The organism is Pseudomonas cimarronensis (assembly GCF_049331905.1).
Lineage (GTDB): Bacteria > Pseudomonadota > Gammaproteobacteria > Pseudomonadales > Pseudomonadaceae > Aquipseudomonas.
The window spans coordinates 764,628-785,879 of record NZ_CP186283.1; the positions used below are offsets into that span (position 1 = coordinate 764,628).

19 protein-coding genes are annotated in these 21,252 nt (G+C 62.3%); 16 read left to right on the forward strand and 3 right to left on the reverse strand.

All coding sequences use genetic code 11. The annotated features are described in order from the left end of the window. Nucleotides 1-63: 63 nt before the first annotated feature. From ACOCLD_RS03660 to ACOCLD_RS03675, 4 genes are all read left to right on the forward strand, one after another. The gene (locus ACOCLD_RS03660; RefSeq protein ID WP_422910894.1) at nucleotides 64-1,212 is read left to right on the forward strand and encodes an NAD(P)/FAD-dependent oxidoreductase; all 1,149 of its coding nucleotides are present in this window, start codon (nucleotides 64-66) and stop codon (nucleotides 1,210-1,212) included. 186 nt (nucleotides 1,213-1,398) lie between these two features. Then, nucleotides 1,399-1,671 carry an HU family DNA-binding protein gene (locus tag ACOCLD_RS03665; RefSeq protein WP_233683209.1) on the forward strand — a complete coding sequence of 91 codons (273 nt, stop codon included), beginning with the start codon at nucleotides 1,399-1,401 and terminating at the stop codon, nucleotides 1,669-1,671. A gap of 134 nt (nucleotides 1,672-1,805) precedes the next feature. Further along, on the forward strand, nucleotides 1,806-2,198 hold the full coding sequence (locus ACOCLD_RS03670) for a helicase (RefSeq protein WP_422910895.1): 393 nt from the start codon (nucleotides 1,806-1,808) through the stop codon (nucleotides 2,196-2,198). An 80-nt stretch (nucleotides 2,199-2,278) separates the two neighbouring features. Then, nucleotides 2,279-3,022 carry a hypothetical protein gene (locus ACOCLD_RS03675; protein WP_422910896.1) on the forward strand — a complete coding sequence of 248 codons (744 nt, stop codon included), beginning with the start codon at nucleotides 2,279-2,281 and terminating at the stop codon, nucleotides 3,020-3,022. A 55-nt stretch (nucleotides 3,023-3,077) separates the two neighbouring features. Here the strand turns inward: ACOCLD_RS03675 and ACOCLD_RS03680 are convergent, their stop codons facing one another. From ACOCLD_RS03680 to ACOCLD_RS03690, 3 genes are all read right to left on the reverse strand, one after another. Further along, nucleotides 3,078-4,484: an aminoacyl-tRNA deacylase and HDOD domain-containing protein gene (locus ACOCLD_RS03680; protein ID WP_422910897.1), complete on the reverse strand. Its 1,407-nt coding sequence runs from the start codon at nucleotides 4,482-4,484 to the stop codon at nucleotides 3,078-3,080. 90 nt (nucleotides 4,485-4,574) lie between these two features. After that, entirely contained in the window at nucleotides 4,575-6,650 is a 2,076-nt protein-coding gene (gene recG / locus ACOCLD_RS03685; RefSeq protein WP_422910898.1) for an ATP-dependent DNA helicase RecG, read from the reverse strand. A gap of 8 nt (nucleotides 6,651-6,658) precedes the next feature. Continuing rightward, entirely contained in the window at nucleotides 6,659-7,585 is a 927-nt protein-coding gene (locus ACOCLD_RS03690; RefSeq protein ID WP_257776593.1) for a hydrogen peroxide-inducible genes activator, read from the reverse strand. Between the two features lie 259 nt (nucleotides 7,586-7,844). On the opposite strand from ACOCLD_RS03690, the gene ACOCLD_RS03695 reads away from it, so the two are divergent. The 12 genes from ACOCLD_RS03695 (at nucleotide 7,845) to nuoM (ending at nucleotide 21,249) form a co-directional block, all read left to right on the forward strand. Beyond that, entirely contained in the window at nucleotides 7,845-8,258 is a 414-nt protein-coding gene (locus ACOCLD_RS03695; RefSeq protein WP_090250607.1) for an NADH-quinone oxidoreductase subunit A, read from the forward strand. Between the two features lie 10 nt (nucleotides 8,259-8,268). Next, entirely contained in the window at nucleotides 8,269-8,946 is a 678-nt protein-coding gene (locus ACOCLD_RS03700; RefSeq protein ID WP_090379697.1) for a NuoB/complex I 20 kDa subunit family protein, read from the forward strand. A 56-nt stretch (nucleotides 8,947-9,002) separates the two neighbouring features. Continuing rightward, nucleotides 9,003-10,784 (forward strand): NADH-quinone oxidoreductase subunit C/D, encoded by a 1,782-nt coding sequence (gene nuoC / locus ACOCLD_RS03705; protein WP_257776594.1) that lies wholly within the window; start codon nucleotides 9,003-9,005, stop codon nucleotides 10,782-10,784. Nucleotide 10,785: 1 nt separating this feature from the next. Then, complete coding sequence (gene nuoE, locus ACOCLD_RS03710) at nucleotides 10,786-11,286, forward strand: NADH-quinone oxidoreductase subunit NuoE (protein WP_257776595.1); 501 nt, start codon at nucleotides 10,786-10,788, stop codon at nucleotides 11,284-11,286. A gap of 5 nt (nucleotides 11,287-11,291) precedes the next feature. Beyond that, on the forward strand, nucleotides 11,292-12,641 hold the full coding sequence (nuoF, locus tag ACOCLD_RS03715) for an NADH-quinone oxidoreductase subunit NuoF (RefSeq protein WP_422911754.1): 1,350 nt from the start codon (nucleotides 11,292-11,294) through the stop codon (nucleotides 12,639-12,641). Nucleotides 12,642-12,736: 95 nt separating this feature from the next. Beyond that, on the forward strand, nucleotides 12,737-15,472 hold the full coding sequence (gene nuoG, locus ACOCLD_RS03720; RefSeq protein ID WP_422910899.1) for an NADH-quinone oxidoreductase subunit NuoG: 2,736 nt from the start codon (nucleotides 12,737-12,739) through the stop codon (nucleotides 15,470-15,472). After that, nucleotides 15,469-16,461 (forward strand): NADH-quinone oxidoreductase subunit NuoH, encoded by a 993-nt coding sequence (gene nuoH, locus ACOCLD_RS03725; RefSeq protein ID WP_422910900.1) that lies wholly within the window; start codon nucleotides 15,469-15,471, stop codon nucleotides 16,459-16,461. The genes nuoG and nuoH overlap by 4 nt, the downstream gene beginning before the upstream one ends. Before the next feature lie 13 nt (nucleotides 16,462-16,474). After that, a complete protein-coding gene (gene nuoI / locus ACOCLD_RS03730; protein ID WP_090379713.1) occupies nucleotides 16,475-17,023 on the forward strand; it encodes an NADH-quinone oxidoreductase subunit NuoI in 549 nt (182 codons plus the stop codon). Between the two features lie 9 nt (nucleotides 17,024-17,032). Further along, complete coding sequence (nuoJ, locus tag ACOCLD_RS03735) at nucleotides 17,033-17,542, forward strand: NADH-quinone oxidoreductase subunit J (protein WP_160013755.1); 510 nt, start codon at nucleotides 17,033-17,035, stop codon at nucleotides 17,540-17,542. Then, nucleotides 17,539-17,847, forward strand: a complete 309-nt coding sequence (gene nuoK / locus ACOCLD_RS03740) for an NADH-quinone oxidoreductase subunit NuoK (RefSeq protein ID WP_160013754.1) — start codon at nucleotides 17,539-17,541, stop codon at nucleotides 17,845-17,847. The genes nuoJ and nuoK overlap by 4 nt, the downstream gene beginning before the upstream one ends. Beyond that, nucleotides 17,844-19,694, forward strand: a complete 1,851-nt coding sequence (gene nuoL, locus ACOCLD_RS03745; RefSeq protein WP_422910901.1) for an NADH-quinone oxidoreductase subunit L — start codon at nucleotides 17,844-17,846, stop codon at nucleotides 19,692-19,694. Before nuoK ends, nuoL begins: the two co-directional genes overlap by 4 nt. Nucleotides 19,695-19,707: 13 nt before the next feature. Continuing rightward, nucleotides 19,708-21,249 carry an NADH-quinone oxidoreductase subunit M gene (nuoM, locus tag ACOCLD_RS03750; protein ID WP_422910902.1) on the forward strand — a complete coding sequence of 514 codons (1,542 nt, stop codon included), beginning with the start codon at nucleotides 19,708-19,710 and terminating at the stop codon, nucleotides 21,247-21,249. The last annotated feature ends 3 nt before the right edge of the window (nucleotides 21,250-21,252 follow it).

A 21,252-nucleotide genomic window follows, 5' to 3' on the forward strand; every position in this document is an offset into this window, starting at 1 on the left:
GCCATCTATCCCCGAAGAATTGTCCCCGGTCGCGCCTGCGCGCCATGAGTGAGGAATGCAGTAATGAGTGCACCTGTCGTTATCGTCGGCACCGGCCTGGCCGGCTACAACCTGGCCCGTGAATTTCGCAAGCTGGACAGCGAAACCCCGCTGCTGCTGATCACTGCCGACGACGGTCGCTCGTATTCCAAGCCCATGCTGTCCACCGGCTTTGCCAAGAACAAGGACGCCGATGGCCTGAGTATGGCCGAGCCGGGCGCCATGGCCGAGCAGCTCAAGGCAGAAGTGCGCACCCATACCCGCATCAGCGGCATCGATGCGGGCCACAAGCAGCTGTGGATCGGCGAAGAGGCTGTGCCGTACCGCGACCTGGTGCTGGCCTGGGGCGCCGAGGTGATTCGTGTGCCGGTCGAAGGTGATGCCGATGATGCAATTTTCTCGATCAACGACCTGGAAGATTACGCACGCTTTCGTGCGGCGGCCGCCGGCAAGCAGCGTGTTTTGCTGCTCGGCGCCGGGCTGATCGGTTGCGAGTTTGCCAACGACCTGAGCCTGGGCGGTTATCAGGTCGAGCTGGTGGCACCCTGCGAGCAGGTAATGCCCGGCCTGCTGCATCCGGCTGCCGCCGCCGCGGTTCAAGCCGGTCTGGAAGGGTTGGGCGCGCGTTTCCATCTCGGCCCGGTGCTGGCCAGCCTGAACCGCAAAGGTGATGCGCTGGAAGCGCACCTGTCCGACGGCACGCTGATCGAGTGCGACCTGGTGCTGTCTGCTGTGGGCCTGCGCCCGCGCATCGAGCTGGCGGCTGCCGCTGGATTGGCGGTCAATCGCGGGGTGGTGGTCGACCGCCAGCTGCGCACCTCTCACGCCAATATCTACGCCCTGGGCGACTGCGCCGAGGTCGATGGCATCAACCTGCTCTATGTCATGCCGCTGATGAGCAGCGCCCGTGCGCTGGCCCAGACCTTGGCTGGCACCCCGACGGCGGTGAGCTACGGGCCGATGCCGGTCACGGTAAAAACCCCGGTCTGCCCGCTGGTGGTCTCGCCGCCACCGCGTGGCCTGCAAGGCGAATGGAGCGTTGAAGGCAGCGGTGCCGACATCAAGGCGCTGTGTCATGACAGCAGTGGCGCGTTGCTCGGCTATGCCCTCACCGGTACGGCCGTGCAGGATAAATTGGCCCTGAATAAGCTGCTGCCTGCGCTTTTGGCCTGAATGGCGGTCGTTCTGTCGGATATGCCACAAAATTGCCCGGTTTAACTGTCGGACAAGACTGGCGCAGGGCCCGATGGCATGCCATCCTCCCTCAGTCTGCCGCAGCCTAGAGCTGTTGTGGCGCCTTGGTATCTGCTCGCGCAGAGCAGCCCGGACACAACAACAAAAAACCGTAAAGAGGCATTTATGCGTAAACCGGAACTCGCCGCCGCCATCGCCGATAAGGCGGATCTGACCAAAGATCAGGCCAACCGTGTACTTAACGCGGTACTCGAAGAAATTACCAACGCCCTGAACCGTAAGGACAGCGTGACGCTGGTGGGCTTCGGTACTTTCGTGCAACGTCACCGCGGTGCTCGCACCGGCAAAAACCCGCAGACTGGCCAGCCGGTGAAGATCAAGGCCAGCAACACCGTCGCCTTCAAGCCGGGCAAGTCCCTGAAAGACGCGGTCAACTGAGTCTCAAGGCCCGGAGCGTAAGGCTCCGGGCTGCTCTGTCAGCACCTGTCCGGCCCTTCTTTCAGCCGGATGTAGTCCCCGCCACAAACCGCTACAATGCGCCGCCTTTTCCTTTCCCTTACGAGGCCTCGCGCATGAAATTCCGTTTTCTTCTGTGGATGCTGGGCCGCCTGATGGCCAAGGCCAGCCGTGAAAACCCGGCGTTCCAACAACAACTGATCGACCGCGATATGGTCTTTCAGCTGCACACCTTGGACGGCAAGGTTGCCCGTCACTTCATCGTCAAGAACCAGCGCATCACCAGCAAGCGCGGCCCGGCCAGCGAGCCGGCCTTTGCCCTGGGCTTCAAGGATGCGGCCTACGGTTTCGCCACCATGAGCGCGAAGAACAAGCAGCTGGCGTTTATGCAGGGTATTCAGAACAAAGATATTCAGATCCAGGGCAACCCCGCTCTGGTGATCTGGTTCCAGGGCCTGACCAAATACCTGATGCCGAAGAAGAAAGACGCCGCTAAAAAGGCCGCTTGATTCACCCGCCGTGTGCGCCAGGGCTGGCCGGCGCGCACCGCATTCGCTAGGCTGGACAAAGCCATAGTGAGAGAGTGCCCATGCGTCTGCTGCTGATTGCCCTGCTGTTTGCCCCCGCTCTTGCCCATGCCGCGCCCCCCAAAGCCGAAGCCTTTGCGCCGTTGTTCGAACTGGCCGGTATTCGTTTGCTCTGCGAGCAGAGCGCGCCGCTGGTGCAGCGTGGTCTGACGGATAAGCAGCAGGCACAGCTGGCCAAGGTGTTTGCCGCCGATGGTCTGTGCCTGGATCTGGCTAAACGTTTGAGCAGCAAGCTCGACCAGGCGCAGCTGGAGCAGGCCAAGAGCCTGCTGGAAAGCCCGCTGGCACAGGGCTTTACCGCTGCCGAGCGCTCCGTCGGCGAGGGCGGAGGCGAAGGTTTGGCGGCTTACCGCAAGCAGCTCGGCGAACGCCCGCCGCGCGAGGAGCGCCTGGCTCTGGTGCGGCGTCTGGATGCCGCCGCCCACACCACCACCCTGGCTACCCTGCTGCGTTATGAAGTGGGCAAGACCCAGGCATACCTCGCCCTGCAGGAGCGTGGGGAAAGCATCGGCGAGAAAGACCTCAGCAGTCAGACCAAGGCTCAGGAAGATGCGCTGCGCACGTCCAGCGCCGAGGCAGTGGAATCCTTTATGTTGTACGCCTACCGGCAGATGCCCAGCGAAAAGCTGGCGGAATATGCGGCGCTCTATGAACAGCCTGCGGTTGCCCAGTTACTCGACAGCAGCGTGGAGATTCTGCCCGAGTTGTTCGCCGCACGGCGTGCGCAGTTGAAGCCGAAGAAGTAAGGCTTGGTCTGCAATGAAAAAGGGGCCCGTAGGCCCCTTTTTCGTTGCAGCAGACTCAGTGCGCCGGGTGGAATTGCGCTGCCAGTTCGCGCAGCGCGACTTCAGCGGCCAGCACCTTGTTTACGGCTTCTTCGGCCTTGTCCCGGCTGATGCCGAGGTTGTCGAACAGGCTTTGTGGAATGTCGCTCTGCGGCCCGGCACCAATGCCACGGTTGCGCAGCAGGCTGACCGACAGGCACACGAGGTTTGGGTAGACCGCGTGCGCACCGGCGTATTCCGGGTCGTGCTGGAAGCGCAGGGCGCTGGCCAGTTCCTCCGGCATATCCCAGTAGCGCATCAGCCAGGCACCGATCTGTTCGCGAGTGATGCCCAGCAGGTGCTGTTCGATATAGCTGTGCGAGAGGTGCGGGTTGACCTCCAGATGCCGGCAGATCAGCGAGAAGTGCGGTGGGAAGACGTGTGCCAGGACCAGATAGCCGAAGTTGTGCAGCAGCCCGGCAAGGTAGGTCAGCCCGGTTTCCGGGCGTTGCGCGCGGGGGATGGCGCGTGTCAGGCCTTCGATCACGGCAGCGGTATAGATCGCCTGCTGCCAGTAGGGCGTGGCCTGTTGCGGCTGATCCTTGGGCAGGCTCAGGGTTTTGCCCAGGGCCAGGCCGAGGGCCAGATTGATCACCAGATCAAAGCCGAGTACGCGGACGATGGCGTCTTCCACCGAACGGATCTTTCCGGGGGCGGCGTAGTACGGCGAGGCTGCCCAGCTGACCACCTGCGCGGCCAGCGCCGGGTCGGTTTCCACCACGCCGGTGATGTCGTCCACTGTGGCTTCCGGGTCGACGCGCAGCTTGATGATCTTCTGCGCGGTTTCCGGCAGTGGCGGGATTTCGATGGTTTCTTCCAGGCGCTGCTGTATGCGGCGGGCGGTAAAGGCCTGCACTGCCTGGGTGATTTCGGCGCGGTCGTCGTCCGGGCGGTCGAGGTTCAGGCGGATATTGCTCAGCGGTTCGCCAAAGCGCGCAGCGCTGGCCTTGCCCAGCAGGCTCCTGAACGCTTCGGTGTGCAGTTCCAGCAGTACCCCAGGTTGGCCCGATTCGATATACAGGCTGGGCACTTGCAGCAGGCGTTCGTCATACAGGCAGGGCGAGCTGGTCAGCGGCGGCAGGCCAGGCAGCACTTTCAGGTTGTGCTTGCCCAGCATGCGCTCCAGGCGCTCCGGCTTGACGGCGGTGAGCTGACGACCCGTCAGCTCGGTCAGGCGGTTGAGGTCGAGCAACTGATTTTGCGGATAGAGCACCAGCAATGCGCCTACCGCGTCGTCGAGCAGCACCGCTTGCAGGCGTTGCGCGCTCGGCAGGCTGGGCTGGTCACGGCGGATTTGGTAGGCCAGACCCAGTTTTTCCAGCAATTGCAGAATCACCGCAGGCGGTTGCGCGGCGGTGTCGGAAGCAAGGGCAAGTTCAGTCATGGCGTTATCCGGCTGAGGCAGCAATTTCACGAGTATAAACAGCGGGCTGAGTAAAATGCGGCGCAGGCGACGGGTGCACTGTGCGTTGGCTCACACTTGCCCGTATTGTTGGCCATGCCGCAACCAGCGTTCAAGCAGCGGGCTGACGTGCTGTGGCCAGTGTTCCAGCAGCGCGTGCGCGGCGTCGCGCACGGCGGGCAACAGGTCGGCGTCGCGCATCAGATCGGCCACCTTGAATTGCAGCAGGCCGGTCTGGCGGGTGCCGAGCATCTCGCCCGGCCCGCGCAGTTCCAGGTCTTTCTCGGCGATCACGAAGCCGTCGCAGGTCTCGCGCATGATCGCCAAACGCTGGCGGCCGAGTTGTGACAGCGGCGCATGGTAGAGCAGCAGGCAATGGCTGGCTGCGCTGCCACGGCCAACCCGGCCACGCAGCTGGTGCAGCTGGGCCAGGCCCAGGCGTTCGGGGTTCTCGATGATCATCAGGCTGGCATTGGGCACGTCGACGCCGACCTCGATCACCGTGGTGGCCACCAGCAGTTGCAGTTGGCCCTGTTTGAACTGGTCCATCACTGCGGCTTTTTCCGCCGGCTTCATGCGGCCATGAATCAGTCCGACATTCAGCCCGCCCAGCGCTGCGGATAAGTCTTCGAAAGTGGTTTCCGCTGCCTGGCAGGTCAGCTCTTCGGATTCCTCGATCAGGGTGCACACCCAATAGGCCTGACGCCCTTCGTTGCAGGCCAGGCGCACCCGTTCGACCACTTCCAGACGGCGGCTGTCGGCGATCACCAGGGTGTTCACCGGGGTACGGCCGGGCGGCAGCTCGTCGAGAATCGAGGTGTCGAGGTCGGCGTAGGCACTCATGGCCAGGGTTCTGGGGATCGGCGTGGCGGTCATGATCAGCTGATGCGGACACATGCGCCCGCCCACGCCTTTCTGGCGCAGGGCCAGGCGTTGCTGTACGCCGAAGCGGTGCTGTTCATCAATGATCACCAGGGCGAGTTTCTGGAACTGTACCTCCTCCTGAAACAGCGCATGGGTGCCAACTACCATGGGCACGCCGCTGGCGATCTGTTCCAGGGCGCTGGCGCGGGCTTTGCCTTTGAGCTTGCCAGCCAGCCAGGCGACGTCCAGGCCCAGCGGCGCGAGCCATTTGCTGAAATTGAGGAAATGCTGCTCGGCGAGAATTTCGGTAGGCGCCATCAGCGCCACCTGATAACCGGCTTCCAGCGCCTGCAGTGCGGCAAAGGCAGCCACCACGGTCTTGCCGGCGCCCACATCGCCTTGTACCAGGCGCAGCATCGGCTCGTTCTGGCTGAGGTCGTAGGCGATTTCCGCACCGACGCGCTGCTGTGCACCGGTCGGAGTAAAGCCAAGGTTGGCCAGGTATTGCTGCGGCAGGCTGCGTGCAATGGGCAGGGCCGGCGCCTGCTGCGCGCGGACGCTTTCACGCAGACGTTGCAAGGACAGCTGGTGGGTCAGCAGTTCTTCGAATGCCAGGCGGTGCTGCGCCCAGTGACGGCCTTCGGCGAGTTCTTCCAGGTCGGCATCCGGCGGCGGCCGATGCAGGTAGCGAATCGCCTGGTCCAGCGGGCTGAGCTGGTAGTCGTCGGCCAGTTCGCGCGGCAGCCAGTCAGGCAGGCTGTGTGGGCCGAGACGGGCCAGGGCTTGTTCGCTGAGCTGACGCAGGCGTTGCTGGGTCAGGCCTTCGGTGGTCGGGTAGATCGGTGTCAGGGTCTGCTCGACGGCAATCGACTCGTTGCCGGACAGCGCGCGGTATTCCGGGTGATAGATTTCCAGGCCCGAGGAGCCGGGGCGTACTTCACCGTAGCAGCGGATCTGCGTGCCGCGCTTGAGGCCTTCCTTCTGTGCCTGGCTGAAATGGTAGAAACGCAAGGAGAGGGTGCCGCTGCCATCCTGCAGGCGCACCAGCAGGCTGCGTCGACGACCCATCACCACATCGGCGCCGGCGACAATTCCTTCAACCACGGCATCCTGGCCAGGGCGCAGCGCGCCGATCGGCACGATGCGAGTGCGATCCTGATAACGCAGCGGCAAGTGGAACAGCACATCCTGCAGGGTTTCCAGGCCAACCTTGGCGAGCTTTTCGGCCAGGGCCGCACCCACGCCTTTCAGCGCGGTGACAGAAACCGCGGCCAGTTCGCTCATGGCCTGTTTTAGCTGCTCTTGGGCAGTGGTTTGGCCACCGAACACAGGCGGATTGAGTCGGTCAGCACCTCAATCGCATTTGGCCGCGGGAAGCTGGCGCGCCAGGCGATGGCTACGGTGCGAAACGGCGCCGGCGGGCTCAGCGGGCGTACTTCGATCACGCCGGGGGCGTAGTGGTGGCTGTCGACTGCAGAGAACGGCAGGATCGACACGCCCAGGCCGGAGGCGACCATATGGCGAATGGTTTCCAGCGAGCTGGATTCCACCGTGGTGTGCTTGGCGCTGTCTTCACCGCCCTTGCGCAAGGTCGGGCAGGCTTCCAGCACCTGGTCGCGGAAGCAGTGGCCTTCACCGAGCAGCAGCAGGCTCTTGTCGTTGAGCAGCTTGGTGTCGATGGTCTGCAGCTCCGCCCAGGGGTGGCCGGCTGGCAGTAAGGCGTAGAACGGCTCATCGTAGAGCGGTTTGGTCAGCACGTCGGCTTCATGGAAGGGCAGGGCGATGATGATCGCATCCAGCTCGCCGTTGCGCAGTTTGTCGCGCAGCACATGGGTGAAGTTCTCTTCGATATACAGCGGCATCTGCGGTGCCACGCGGTGCAGTTGCGGAATCAGATGCGGGAACAGGTAAGGGCCGACGGTGTAAATCGCGCCGATTTTCAGCGGCGCGGCCATCTGGTTCTTGCCGGCCTGGGCCAGCTCACGGATACCCTGGGCCTGTTCCAGCACCTTCTGCGCCTGGGTAACGATGCCTTCACCAACCGGGGTCAGGCGCACTGCGCTCTTGCTGCGTTCGAAGATCAGCACACCCAGCTCATCTTCGAGTTTCTTCACCCCCACCGACAGCGTCGGTTGGCTGACATGACAACGCTCGGCGGCACGGCCGAAGTGCTGTTCCTGAGCGAGGGTGACTATGTAGCGCAGTTCGGTGAGGGTCATAGTCTTTATCCATTGAGATGCAGGCAAGCATAGCGGCTGTATTCAATGGAACCAACTATTGATGCCGTCCGGGCACGCTGGCACGGGCCTGTAAACGGTTTTGGCGATTGGCTACGCGTTAATGTCGCTTTGTGAACATAAAATAATTGGTTACTAAAACCTTGTGCGAATAGAATTGCGTCCATACTTGGCGGGGCCAGTTCGGTGTTTGCCCGCAACAAAAATTATAGAAGCCGTTCCTTGATCAAGGAGTACCGGCATGCCTGATGCTGTAACGACCATGTCCCATAACTGGGCTTTTGCTGTGTTCCTGCTGGGAGTCTTCGGGCTTATCGGCTTTATGCTCGGTCTGTCCAGTCTGCTGGGCAGCAAAGCCTGGGGCCGCAGCAAGAACGAACCCTTTGAGTCCGGCATGTTGCCCGTCGGCAGCGCGCGTCTGCGCCTGTCAGCCAAATTCTATCTGGTCGCGATGCTCTTCGTGATCTTCGACGTCGAAGCCCTCTTTCTCTTCGCTTGGGCAGTTTCAGTGCGCGAAAGCGGCTGGGCTGGGCTGATCGAAGCTACAGTCTTTATAGCAATTCTGTTGGCAGGTCTTGTCTACCTTTGGCGGATCGGGGCGCTCGATTGGGCACCTCAGGGCCGTCGCGAGCGGCAGGCGAAGCTAAAACAATGAGGCTTTGGCAATGCACTACAAACTTACTCGGATCGATCCGGATGCGCCGAATGAGCGCTATCCGGTCGGCGAGCGGGAGACTGTTTCCGACCCGCTGTTAGACGATCAAGTCCACAAGAACATCTACATGGGCAAACTTGCCGATGTACTCAATGGTGCAGTGAACTGGGGGCGCAAGAACTCCCTGTGGCCGTACAACTTCGGCCTGTCCTGCTGCTATGTGGAAATGACCACCGCCTTTACTGCGCCGCATGACGTGGCGCGGTTTGGTGCGGAAGTGATCCGGGCCTCCCCACGCCAGGCGGACTTCATGGTCATCGCCGGCACCTGCTTTATCAAGATGGCTCCGGTCATCCAGCGCCTGTACGAGCAGATGCTGGAACCCAAGTGGGTGATCTCGATGGGCTCCTGCGCCAACTCTGGTGGCATGTACGACATCTACTCGGTGGTCCAGGGGGTCGATAAATTCCTCCCGGTCGACGTCTATATTCCCGGTTGTCCGCCGCGTCCCGAGGCGTTTCTGCAAGGTTTGATGCTGCTGCAGGAATCCATCGGTCAGGAGCGTCGGCCGTTGTCCTGGGTGGTCGGTGATCAGGGTGTTTACCGTGCCGACATGCCTTCGCAGAAAGAACAGCGTCGCGCCGAGCGCATCGCCGTAACCAATCTGCGTAGCCCCGACGAAGTGTGAGCCTGGGCTCGACTGAGCCCGCCTACTGACGCCGTTGACCGATAGCGACCGAGACCATGACTGCAGACAGCATTCTGTCCATACCGCCGTACAAGGCTGACGACCACGATGTGGTCGTCGAACTGAATTCCCGTTTTGGCGCCGAGGCCTTTACCGCACAGAGCACCCGTACCGGCATGCCGGTGCTGTGGGTGGCCCGCGAGCGGCTGGTCGAGATCCTGACCTTTCTGCGCAACCTGCCGCGCCCCTACGTGATGCTGTATGACCTGCATGGCGTCGACGAGCGCCTGCGCACCCAGCGGCGTGGTCTGCCGGATGCGGATTTCACCGTGTTCTATCACCTGATGTCACTGGAGCGGAACAGCGACGTGATGATCAAGGTCGCTCTGTCCGAGCGCGACCTCAATCTGCCCAGCGTCACCAGCATCTGGCCCAACGCCAACTGGTATGAGCGCGAAGTTTGGGATCTATACGGCATTCACTTCAGCGGTCACCCGCACCTGACGCGGATCATGATGCCGCCGACCTGGGAAGGTCACCCGTTGCGCAAGGACTACCCGGCGCGCGCCACAGAGTTTGATCCGTTCAGCCTGACCCTGGCCAAACAGCAGCACGAAGAAGAAGCGGCGCGTTTCAAACCGGAAGACTGGGGCATGAAGCGCGGCAGCGAGCATGAGGACTACATGTTCCTCAACCTCGGCCCCAACCACCCCTCGGCCCACGGTGCCTTCCGCATCATCCTGCAACTTGACGGCGAAGAGATCGTCGATTGCGTACCGGAAATCGGTTACCACCACCGTGGTGCCGAGAAGATGGCCGAGCGCCAGAGCTGGCATAGCTTTATCCCCTACACCGACCGTATCGACTACCTCGGCGGGGTGATGAACAACCTGCCGTACGTGCTGGCGGTGGAAAAGCTCGCGGGCATCACCGTGCCGCAACGGGTCGACGTGATTCGCATCATGCTCGCCGAGTTCTTCCGCATCACCAGTCACCTGTTGTTCCTCGGCACCTATATTCAGGACGTCGGTGCGATGACCCCGGTGTTCTTCACCTTCACCGACCGCCAGCGCGCCTACAAGGTGATCGAAGCCATCACCGGTTTCCGCCTGCACCCGGCCTGGTACCGCATCGGCGGTGTGGCCCATGACCTGCCGCGTGGCTGGGACAAACTGGTCAAGGAGTTCGTCGACTGGCTGCCCAAGCGCCTCGACGAGTACGAAAAAGCCGCACTGAAGAACAGCATCCTCAAGGCGCGGACCATTGGTGTGGCGCAATACAACACCAAGGAAGCGCTGGAGTGGGGCACCACGGGTGCTGGCCTGCGTGCGACGGGCTGCGACTTCGACCTGCGCAAGGCGCGGCCGTATTCCGGTTACGAGAACTTCGAGTTCGAAGTGCCGCTGGCCGCCAATGGCGATGCCTACGACCGCTGCATGGTGCGTGTGGAAGAGATGCGCCAGAGCATCAAGATCATCGACCAGTGCCTGCGCAATATGCCGGAAGGCCCGTACAAGGCCGATCACCCGCTGACCACGCCGCCGCCGAAAGAGCGCACGCTGCAGCACATCGAAACCCTGATCACCCACTTCCTGCAGGTTTCCTGGGGCCCGGTGATGCCGGCCAACGAAAGCTTGCAGATGATCGAGGCGACCAAGGGCATCAACAGCTACTACCTGACCAGCGACGGCAGCACCATGAGCTACCGCACGCGCATTCGTACGCCGAGCTTCGCGCACCTGCAGCAGATCCCTTCGGTGATTCGCGGCAGCATGGTGGCCGACTTGATCGCGTACCTGGGCAGTATCGACTTCGTTATGGCTGACGTGGACCGCTGATATGAGCCAGACAACCCTGATTCAAACCGACCGTTTTGCTCTGAGCGAAACCGAGCGCGCGGCCATCGAACACGAAATGCACCACTACGAAGACCCGCGCGCGGCGTCCATCGAAGCCTTGAAAATCGTGCAGAAAGAGCGCGGCTGGGTGCCGGATGGTGCCGCCGATGCGATTGGCGAAATCCTCGGTATTCCCGCCAGCGATGTCGAAGGCGTAGCCACCTTCTATAGTCAGATTTTCCGTCAACCGGTGGGCCGTCACATCATCCGCGTATGCGACAGCATGACCTGCTATGTCGGTGGCCATGAGTCGGTCGTCGCCGAGATGCAGAAACAGCTCGGTATCGGCCTCGGTCAGACCACCACCGACAACCGCTTTACCCTGCTGCCGGTGTGCTGCCTGGGCAACTGCGACAAGGCCCCGGCGCTGATGATCGACGACGACACCTTTGGCGACGTGCAACCAAGTGGCGTGGCTCAACTGCTGGAGGTCTACCAATGAATGGTATGAAAACGCTGACCTCCATCGGCCCGGCCAACCGCATCACCCGCAGTGAAGAGACTCATCCGCTGACCTGGCGCCTGCGTGACGACGCCCAGCCCGTATGGCTGGAGGAATACCAGGCGAAGAACGGCTACGCCGCCGCGCGTAAGGCGCTGAGCGAAATGGCCCAGGCCGATATCGTGCAGACGGTGAAAGACTCCGGCCTCAAGGGCCGTGGTGGTGCGGGCTTCCCCACCGGGGTGAAGTGGGGCCTGATGCCTTCCGACGAATCCATGAATATCCGCTACCTGCTGTGCAACGCGGATGAAATGGAGCCCAACACCTGGAAAGACCGCATGCTGATGGAGCAGCTGCCGCACCTGTTGGTGGAAGGCATGCTGATCTCGGCGCGCGCGCTGAAAGCCTATCGCGGCTACATCTTTCTGCGTGGCGAGTACGTCGATGCGGCAGCGAATCTGAATCGCGCCATTGAGGAAGCCAAGGCCGCCGGCCTGCTCGGCAAGAACATCCTCGGCAGCGGTTTCGATTTCGAGCTGTTCGTGCACACCGGCGCCGGCCGCTATATCTGCGGTGAAGAAACTGCGCTGATCAACTCCCTCGAAGGTCGCCGCGCCAACCCGCGCGCCAAGCCGCCATTCCCGGCCGCCGTCGGCGTATGGGGCAAGCCGACCTGCGTAAACAACGTCGAGACCCTGTGCAACGTGCCGGCCATCATTGGCAACGGCGTGGACTGGTACAAGAGCCTGGCCCGCCCGGACAGTGAAGACCACGGCACCAAGCTGATGGGGTTCTCCGGCAAGGTGAAGAACCCTGGTTTGTGGGAGCTGCCCTTCGGCATCAGCGCCCGTGAGCTGTTCGAGGACTACGCCGGCGGCATGCGCGATGGCTACAGGCTCAAATGCTGGCAACCTGGCGGTGCCGGCACCGGCTTTCTACTCCCCGAACACCTGGATGCGCTGATGTACGCCGGCGGTATCGGCAAGGTCGGTACGCGCATGGGCACCGGCCTGGCGCTGGCGGTGGACGACAGCATCAGCATGGTCTCGCTGCTGCGCAATATGGAAGAGTTCTTCGCCCGCGAGTCGTGCGGCTGGTGTACCCCGTGCCGCGACGGCCTGCCCTGGAGCGTGAAGATTCTCCGCGCCCTGGAGCGCAAGCAAGGCACGCAGCAGGACATCGACACGCTGCTCGGTTTGGTCAATTTCCTTGGCCCCGGCAAGACCTTCTGTGCTCACGCACCGGGTGCGGTTGAGCCGTTGGGCAGTGCGATCAAGTATTTCCGTTCGGAGTTCGAGGCTGGCGTGGCCAGCTCGGCGGCTCCGGCAGCGACGGGGCAGTTCGTTCCCGCGTAAAAAATGGCGCTCTGGCGGCCACTGACCTGGCCCCGCAGCACAACGTGATTCCATTAGCCAAGCCCGCTTCGGTGGGCAAAGAAGAAACCTGAACCATGGCCACTATCCACGTAGACGGCAAAGATTTCGAAGTCGATGGGGCGGACAACCTGCTGCAGGCCTGCCTGTCCCTCGGTCTCGATATCCCTTACTTCTGCTGGCACCCGGCGCTCGGTAGCGTCGGCGCCTGCCGCCAGTGCGCGGTCAAGCAGTACACCGATGAAAACGATACGCGCGGGCGCATCGTCATGTCGTGCATGACGCCGGCCACCGACAACACCTGGATCAGCATCGACGATGAAGAATCCAAGGCGTTCCGCGCCAGCGTCGTCGAGTGGCTGATGACCAACCACCCGCACGATTGCCCGGTGTGTGAGGAGGGCGGCCATTGCCACCTGCAGGACATGACGGTGATGACCGGCCACAACCAGCGCCGTTATCGCTTCAGCAAACGTACTCACCAGAACCAGCAGCTCGGCCCGTTTATCTCCCATGAAATGAACCGCTGCATCGCCTGTTACCGCTGCGTGCGTTACTACAAGGATTACGCCGGCGGCACTGACCTGGGTGTGTATGGCGCGCACGACAACGTGTACTTCGGCCGGGTCGAAGACGGCGTGCTGGAGAGCGAGTTCTCCGGCAACCTGGTCGAGGTCTGTCCGACCGGTGTGTTCACCGACAAGACTCACTCCGAGCGCTATAACCGCAAGTGGGACATGCAGTTCGCCCCAAGCATCTGCCATGGCTGCGCCAGCGGCTGCAACACCAGCCCCGGCGAGCGCTATGGCGAACTGCGGCGCATCGAGAACCGCTTCAATGGCGATGTAAACCAGTACTTCCTCTGTGACCGTGGTCGTTTCGGCTACGGCTACGTCAACCGCGCGGATCGTCCGCGTCAGCCGCTACTGATGAATAATGACGGCGGCGAAAAACTCGGGATTGATGCCGCACTGGACAAGGCCGCCGAGCTGCTCAAGGGCAAACGCGTCATCGGCATCGGTTCGCCGCGTGCCAGCCTGGAAAGCAACTTCGCCCTGCGTGAGCTGGTCGGTGAGGCCAACTACTACTCCGGTATTGCGGCGGGCGAGCTGGAAAATATCCGCCTGATCCGCGACATCCTGCAGAACGGCCCGCTGCCGGTACCGACCCTGCGTGAAGTCGAGCTGCACGATGCGGTGTTTATTCTCGGCGAAGACCTGACCCAGACCGCCGCACGCCTGGCCCTGGCCCTGCGCCAGGCGGTCAAAGGTAAAGCCACGGAAATCGCCGCTGCGGCGAAGATTCAGGACTGGCACATGGCGGCGGTGCAAAACGTCGCGCAGGACGCCCTCAACCCGCTGTTTATCGCCAGCGTCACTGCCACCCGCCTGGATGATGTGGCTGAAGCCTGCGTGCATGCGGCGCCGGCTGATCTGGCGCGCATTGGTTTCGCCGTGGCCCACGCCATTGACCCGAGTGCCCCGGCAGTAAGCGGTTTGGATGCCGATGCCGCTGAGCTGGTGCAATTGATTGCCGAAGCTCTGCTTGAAGCCAAGCGTCCGCTGATCGTCTCCGGCGCCTCGCTGGGTGAGAAGAGCCTGATCGAAGCAGCAGCGAATATCGCCAGCGCGCTGAAGAATCGCGAAAAGAACGCCTCCATCAGCCTGGTAGTGCCGGAAGCCAACAGCATGGGCCTGGCCCTGCTTTTGGGTGAAGAGTGTGGGGCGAGGTCCGTCGATGCGGCCTTGCAAGCGCTGACGTCCGGCCAGGCCGATGCCGTGATCGTGCTGGAAAACGACCTGTACCGCCGCGCCGCTGCAGCTCAGGTCGATGCCGCACTGGCAGCGGCCAAGCTGGTGATCGTCGCCGACCATCAGCACACCGCCACCAGCGAAAAAGCCCACCTGCTGCTGCCGGTGGCTAGCTTCGCCGAAGGCGATGGCACCCTGGTCAGCTTCGAAGGCCGCGCCCAGCGCTTCTTCCAGGTGTTCGAGCCGAGCTACTACGACGCCAATATCCTGATTCGTGAGGGCTGGCGCTGGCTGCATGCCCTGCACAGCACCCTTCAGGGCAAGCCGCTCGACTGGACCCAGCTGGATGCAGTGACTACGGCTGTTGCTGCGAGCAACCGTGAGTTGGCACGCATCGTCGACGCGGCCCCCAAGGCCTCGTTCCGTATCAAGGGCCTGAAACTGGCCCGTGAACCGCACCGTTACAGCGGGCGTACCGCCATGCGCGCCAATATAAGCGTGCATGAGCCGCGTCAGCCGCAGGATCAGGACTCGGCCTTTGCCTTCTCCATGGAAGGCTATGCCGGCAGTAAGGAAGATCGTCAGCAGATTCCCTTCGCCTGGTCGCCAGGTTGGAACTCGCCGCAAGCCTGGAACAAATTCCAGGACGAAGTCGGCGGCCACCTGCGTGCCGGTGATCCGGGCGTGCGTCTGCTGGAAGCCAAAGGCAGCGTGCTGCCCTGGTTCAGCGTACCGGCGGCTTTCAACCCGGCGCCGGGCACCTTGCAGGCCGTGGCCCTGCATCACCTGTTCGGCAGTGAGGAAACCTCGGCCGTCGCCGCGCCGCTGCAAGAGCGCATTCCCGCGCCTTATGCACTCCTTGCCAAGGCCGAAGCGGATCGTCTGGGCGTAAATGACGGCGCGCTGCTCAGCCTGACGGTCGCCGGACAGACCTTGCGTCTGCCATTGCAGATCACCGAAGAGCTGGCCATTGGTGTCGTCGGCTTGCCGGTGGGCCTGGCGGGCATCCCGGCGCAGGTCGCCGGTGCCGTGGTCACCCGCATTGAGGAGGTCGCGCAATGAGCTGGCTGACGCCTGATGTGCTGGATGTGCTGATCGCCGTACTCAAGGCCATCGTGATTCTGCTGGTGGTGGTGATCTGCGGCGCGCTGCTGAGCTTTGTCGAGCGCCGTCTGCTGGGCTGGTGGCAGGACCGTTACGGTCCCAACCGGGTCGGGCCGTTCGGCATGTTTCAGATCGCCGCCGACATGATCAAGATGTTCTTCAAGGAGGACTGGACGCCGCCGTTCGCCGACAAGTTCATCTTTATCCTGGCGCCGATGATTGCGTTCTCGGCCATGCTGATCGCCTTTGCGATCATCCCGATCACCCCGACCTGGGGCGTGGCGGACCTGAACATCGGCATCCTGTTCTTCTTCGCCATGGCCGGTTTGTCGGTGTATGCGGTGCTGTTCGCCGGCTGGGCCAGTAACAACAAGTTCGCCCTGCTCGGTGCGCTGCGTGCTTCGGCACAGACGGTGTCCTACGAGGTTTTCCTGGCGTTGGCGCTGATGGGCGTGGTGGCACAGGTCGGCTCGTTCAACATGCGCGATATCGTCGATTACCAGGCCGAGAATTTGTGGTTCATCATTCCGCAGTTCTTTGGCTTCTGTACCTTCTTTATCGCTGCCGTCGCCGTGACCCACCGTCACCCGTTCGACCAGCCGGAAGCGGAGCAGGAGCTGGCTGACGGTTACCACATCGAATATGCCGGGATGAAATGGGGCATGTTCTTCGTCGGCGAATACGTGGCCATCGTCACGGTGTCGGCGTTGCTGGTGACGCTGTTCTTCGGTGGCTGGCACGGCCCGTTCGGCATCCTGCCGCAGATCCCGTTCTTCTGGTTCGCCCTGAAAACCTGCTTCTTCATCATGATCTTCATCCTGCTGCGCGCGTCGATTCCGCGCCCGCGGTATGACCAGGTCATGGCGTTCAGCTGGAAGTTCTGCCTGCCGCTGACCCTGATCAACCTGCTGGTGACCGGCGCATTCGTGCTGGCCGCGGCCCAGTAAGGAGAACCACAGAATGTTCAAATACATATGGGATGTGCTGGTTGGTACCGGCACCCAACTGCGCAGCCTGGCCATGGTGTTCAGCCATGGTTTTCGCAAGCGCGACACCCTGCAGTACCCGGAAGAAGCCGTGTACCTGCCGCCGCGCTACCGTGGCCGCATCGTCCTGACCCGCGACCCTGACGGCGAAGAGCGCTGCGTGGCCTGCAACCTGTGTGCAGTGGCCTGTCCGGTGGGCTGCATCTCGCTGCAGAAGGCGGAAACCCCGGATGGCCGTTGGTACCCGGATTTCTTCCGCATCAACTTCTCGCGCTGCATCTTCTGCGGCCTGTGCGAGGAAGCCTGCCCGACCACGGCGATCCAGCTCACCCCGGATTTCGAGATGGGCGAGTTCAAGCGTCAGGATCTGGTGTACGAGAAGGAAGACCTGCTGATCAGCGGCCCGGGCAAGAACCCGGACTACAACTTCTACCGCGTTGCCGGCATGGCCATTGCCGGCAAGCCGAAAGGCGCGGCGCAGAATGAAGCTGAACCGATCAACGTCAAAGGCTTGCTGCCCTAAGGAGGGGACATGGAATTCGCGTTCTACTTCGCCGCCGGTGTGGCGGTGGCATCGACGGTGGGGGTGATTACCAACACCAACCCGGTGCATGCCTTGCTCTATCTCATCGTCTCGCTGCTGGCGGTGGCGATGACTTTTTTCGCCCTCGGCGCGCCCTTTGCCGGTGCCCTGGAGATCATCGTCTATGCCGGCGCGATCATGGTGCTGTTCGTCTTCGTGGTGATGATGCTCAACCTCGGCCCAGCGGCGGTCGAGCAGGAGCGCCAGTGGCTGAGGCCCGGTATCTGGTTCGGCCCGGCGTTGCTTTCGGCGCTGCTGCTGGGTCAGCTGCTGTATGTGTTGTTCGAGTCGCCCAGTGGCGCGGCGTTGGGTTTGCAGACCGTTGATGCCAAGGCTGTCGGTATCGCGCTGTACGGGCCTTATCTGCTGGTGGTCGAGCTGGCCTCGATGCTGCTGCTCGGCGCATTGGTCGCGGCCTATCACCTCGGTCGTCACGATGCCAAGGAGCCAACCGCATGAATGCGATTCCCATGGAGCACGGCCTGGCACTGGCCGGCGTGCTGTTCAGCCTGGGCCTGATTGGCCTGATGGTGCGGCGCAACATCCTCTTCGTGCTGATGAGCCTGGAAGTGATGATGAACGCCACCGCCCTGGCCTTTATCGTGGCCGGCAGCCGTTGGGCTCAGCCTGACGGCCAGGTGATGTTTATTCTGGTGATCACCCTGGCGGCCGCCGAAGCCAGTATTGGCCTGGCGATCCTGTTGCAGCTGTATCGCCGCTTCAACACCCTCGATGTCGACGCTGCCAGCGAGATGCGCGGATGAACCTTCTATTCCTGACCTGTGTATTTCCGCTGCTGGGCTGGTTTCTCCTGGCCTTTTCGCGCGGGCGTTTCTCGGAAAACCTCTCGGCGCTGATTGGCGTGGGCTCGGTGGGCCTGTCTGCCCTGACTGCGGCCTGGGTGATCGTGCAGTTCAACCTCAATCCGCCGGCAAATGGCGTGTTCACCCAGGTGCTGTGGCAGTGGATGAGCGTGGCCGGTTTCTCGCCGAGCTTCACCCTCTACCTGGACGGTCTGTCTGTGACCATGCTCGGCGTGGTGACGGGTGTGGGCTTTCTGATCCACCTGTTTGCCAGCTGGTACATGCGCGGTGAGGAGGGCTACTCGCGGTTCTTCGCCTATACCAACCTGTTTATCTTCAGTATGTTGCTGCTGGTGCTGGGCGATAACCTGCTGCTGCTGTATTTCGGTTGGGAAGGTGTGGGGCTGTGTTCCTACCTGCTGATCGGCTTCTACTTCAAGCACACGCCGAACGGCAATGCAGCGCTGAAGGCCTTTATCGTCACCCGTATCGGCGACGTGTTTATGGCCATCGGCCTGTTCATCCTGTTCCTGCATCTGGGCACCCTGAATATTCAGGAGCTGATGGTGCTGGCACCGCAGAAGTATGTGGAAGGTGACAGCTGGCTGTGGATCGCCACGCTGATGCTGCTTGGCGGTGCGGTGGGTAAATCCGCGCAGCTGCCGTTGCAGACCTGGCTGGCCGATGCGATGGCCGGCCCGACCCCGGTTTCTGCGTTGATCCACGCGGCGACCATGGTGACGGCGGGTGTTTACCTGATCGCCCGTACCCATGGCCTGTTCCTGCTGACCCCGGACATCCTCGAATTGGTCGGTATCGTCGGCGGTGTGACCCTGGTGCTGGCTGGTTTTGCCGCGCTGGTGCAGACCGACATCAAGCGCATCCTCGCCTATTCGACCATGAGCCAGATCGGTTACATGTTCCTCGCCCTCGGCGTGGGTGCCTGGGATGCGGCGATCTTCCACCTGATGACCCACGCCTTCTTCAAGGCTCTGCTGTTCCTCGCTTCCGGTGCGGTGATCAACGCCTGTCACCACGAGCAGAACATCTTCAAGATGGGCGGGCTGTGGAAAAAACTGCCGTTGGCCTACGCCAGCTTTATCGTCGGCGGCGCGGCCCTGGCAGCCTTGCCGCTGATCACCGCCGGTTTCTACTCCAAGGATGAAATCCTCTGGGAAGCCTTTGCCAGCGGTCATCAGTGGCTGCTGTACGCTGGCTTGGCAGGCGCTTTCCTGACCTCGATCTACACCTTCCGCCTGATCTTCATCGCCTTCCATGGTGAGCAGCAGACCGAAGCCCATGCCGGCCATGGTGTGGCTCACTGGCTGCCGCTGGTGACGCTGATCGTGCTGTCGACCTTCGTCGGTGCGCTGATCAGCCCGCCGTTGGCCGGTGTGCTGCCGCAAAGCGTTGGCCATGCTGGCGGTGAGGCCAAGCACAGCCTGGAAATCGTCTCCGGGGCCATCGCGATCATCGGCATCGTCCTGGCCGCGCTGCTGTTCCTCGGCAAGCGCAGTTTCGCCACGGCGGTGGCGCAGAGTGCACCGGGGCGCTTCCTCTCGGCCTGGTGGTTCGCCGCCTGGGGCTTCGACTGGCTCTACGACAAGCTGTTCGTGCAGCCGTACCTGCTGCTCTGCCGTCTGCTCGGGCGTGACCCGATTGACCGCAGCATTGGCCTGATTCCGCGTCTGGTGCGGGGCGGTAATGCCCTGCTGGCCAGTAGCGAGACTGGCCAGGTGCGCTGGTATGCCACTTCGATTGCCGGGGGTGCCGTGCTGGTGCTCGCCGTCCTCCTGTTTCTGAATTAAGGAAAACAGCCTGATGATTCTGCCCTGGCTAATCCTGATCCCCTTTATCGGCGGCCTGCTGTGCTGGCAGTGCGAGCGCTTTGGCAACACCCTGCCACGCTGGATTGCCCTGCTGACCATGGGCCTGCTGTTCGGTCTGGGCCTGTGGCTGTGGGCCACCGGCGACTTCAGCCTGGCCCCAAGCCCTGATAATGGGCCGGGTGCTGCGCCGCAGTGGGCGGCGGAGTTCCAGCTGCCATGGATCGAGCGGTTTGGCATCAGCATTCACCTGGCGCTGGACGGCCTGTCGGTGTTGATGATCAGCCTCACCGGTCTGCTCGGCGTGCTGTCGGTGCTGTGCTCGTGGAATGAGATCCAGAACCGCGTCGGCTTTTTCCACCTCAACCTGATGTGGATTCTCGGCGGCGTGGTCGGTGTGTTCCTCGCGATCGACCTGTTCCTGTTCTTCTTCTTCTGGGAAATGATGCTGGTGCCGATGTATTTCCTCATCGCGCTCTGGGGTCATAGCGGCAGTGATGGCAAGACTCGCATCACCGCCGCCACCAAGTTCTTTATCTTCACCCAGGCCAGCGGCCTGATCATGCTGTTGGCGATCCTGGGTCTGGTGTTCGTGCATTTCGACCAGACCGGTGTGCTGACCTTCAGCTATGCCGACCTGCTGAAAACCGAACTGGCACCAGGCACCGAGTACATCCTCATGCTGGGTTTCTTTATCGCCTTCGCGGTGAAGTTTCCGGTGGTGCCATTCCACTCCTGGCTGCCAGATGCCCACGCTCAGGCACCGACCGCCGGCTCCGTGGATCTGGCCGGTATCCTGCTGAAAACTGCGGCCTACGGCCTGATGCGCTTTGCTCTACCGCTGTTCCCCAATGCGTCGGCGGAGTTTGCGCCGATTGCCCAGTGGCTCGGCGTGTTCGCCATCATCTACGGCGCGTTGCTGTCGTTTGCGCAGACCGACATCAAGCGCCTGGTGGCTTACTCCAGCGTGTCGCACATGGGCTTTGTGCTGATCGCTATCTACTCGGCCAGCGAGATCGCCCTGCAGGGCGCGGTGGTGCAGATGATGGCCCACGGCCTGTCCGCTGCCGCGCTGTTTATTCTCTGTGGCCAGTTGTATGAGCGCCTGCATACTCGCGACATGCGTGAAATGGGCGGCATCTGGGCACGCATGCCCTGGCTGCCGGCCATCAGCCTGTTCTTTGCTGCCGCCGCGCTGGGCTTGCCCGGCACTGGTAACTTCGTCGGTGAATTCCTGATTCTGATCGGCAGCTTCCAGAGCGCGCCGTGGGTCACCGTGCTGGCCGCCACTGGCCTGGTGTTTGGCTCGGTCTACTCGCTGATCATGATTCACCGTGCCTACTTTGGCCCGGCCAAGGCAGAAACCGCCTTGCCAGGCCTGAAGCTGCGCGAGCTGAGCATGGTGCTGGGCCTGGCTGTACTGCTGATCCTGCTCGGCGTCTACCCGCAGCCGGTGCTCGACACCTCTGCCGCCAGCATGCAAGGCGTGCAGCAATGGCTGGGCGGTGCCTTAAATCAACTTGCCTCGGCCCGGTAGCCT

Coding starts and splice junctions, on each gene's coding strand:
- ACOCLD_RS03690 (WP_257776593.1), bottom strand. CDS start 7,585: ATGACCCTCACCGAACTGCGCTACATAGTCACCCTCGCTCAGGAACAG.
- nuoC (WP_257776594.1), top strand. CDS start 9,003: ATGACTGCAGACAGCATTCTGTCCATACCGCCGTACAAGGCTGACGAC.
- nuoG (WP_422910899.1), top strand. CDS start 12,737: ATGGCCACTATCCACGTAGACGGCAAAGATTTCGAAGTCGATGGGGCG.
- recG (WP_422910898.1), bottom strand. CDS start 6,650: ATGAGCGAACTGGCCGCGGTTTCTGTCACCGCGCTGAAAGGCGTGGGT.
- ACOCLD_RS03660 (WP_422910894.1), top strand. CDS start 64: ATGAGTGCACCTGTCGTTATCGTCGGCACCGGCCTGGCCGGCTACAAC.
- nuoJ (WP_160013755.1), top strand. CDS start 17,033: ATGGAATTCGCGTTCTACTTCGCCGCCGGTGTGGCGGTGGCATCGACG.
- nuoM (WP_422910902.1), top strand. CDS start 19,708: ATGATTCTGCCCTGGCTAATCCTGATCCCCTTTATCGGCGGCCTGCTG.
- nuoL (WP_422910901.1), top strand. CDS start 17,844: ATGAACCTTCTATTCCTGACCTGTGTATTTCCGCTGCTGGGCTGGTTT.
- nuoH (WP_422910900.1), top strand. CDS start 15,469: ATGAGCTGGCTGACGCCTGATGTGCTGGATGTGCTGATCGCCGTACTC.
- nuoK (WP_160013754.1), top strand. CDS start 17,539: ATGAATGCGATTCCCATGGAGCACGGCCTGGCACTGGCCGGCGTGCTG.
- ACOCLD_RS03675 (WP_422910896.1), top strand. CDS start 2,279: ATGCGTCTGCTGCTGATTGCCCTGCTGTTTGCCCCCGCTCTTGCCCAT.
- nuoE (WP_257776595.1), top strand. CDS start 10,786: ATGAGCCAGACAACCCTGATTCAAACCGACCGTTTTGCTCTGAGCGAA.
- ACOCLD_RS03680 (WP_422910897.1), bottom strand. CDS start 4,484: ATGACTGAACTTGCCCTTGCTTCCGACACCGCCGCGCAACCGCCTGCG.
- ACOCLD_RS03700 (WP_090379697.1), top strand. CDS start 8,269: ATGCACTACAAACTTACTCGGATCGATCCGGATGCGCCGAATGAGCGC.
- ACOCLD_RS03670 (WP_422910895.1), top strand. CDS start 1,806: ATGAAATTCCGTTTTCTTCTGTGGATGCTGGGCCGCCTGATGGCCAAG.
- nuoI (WP_090379713.1), top strand. CDS start 16,475: ATGTTCAAATACATATGGGATGTGCTGGTTGGTACCGGCACCCAACTG.
- nuoF (WP_422911754.1), top strand. CDS start 11,292: ATGAAAACGCTGACCTCCATCGGCCCGGCCAACCGCATCACCCGCAGT.
- ACOCLD_RS03665 (WP_233683209.1), top strand. CDS start 1,399: ATGCGTAAACCGGAACTCGCCGCCGCCATCGCCGATAAGGCGGATCTG.
- ACOCLD_RS03695 (WP_090250607.1), top strand. CDS start 7,845: ATGCCTGATGCTGTAACGACCATGTCCCATAACTGGGCTTTTGCTGTG.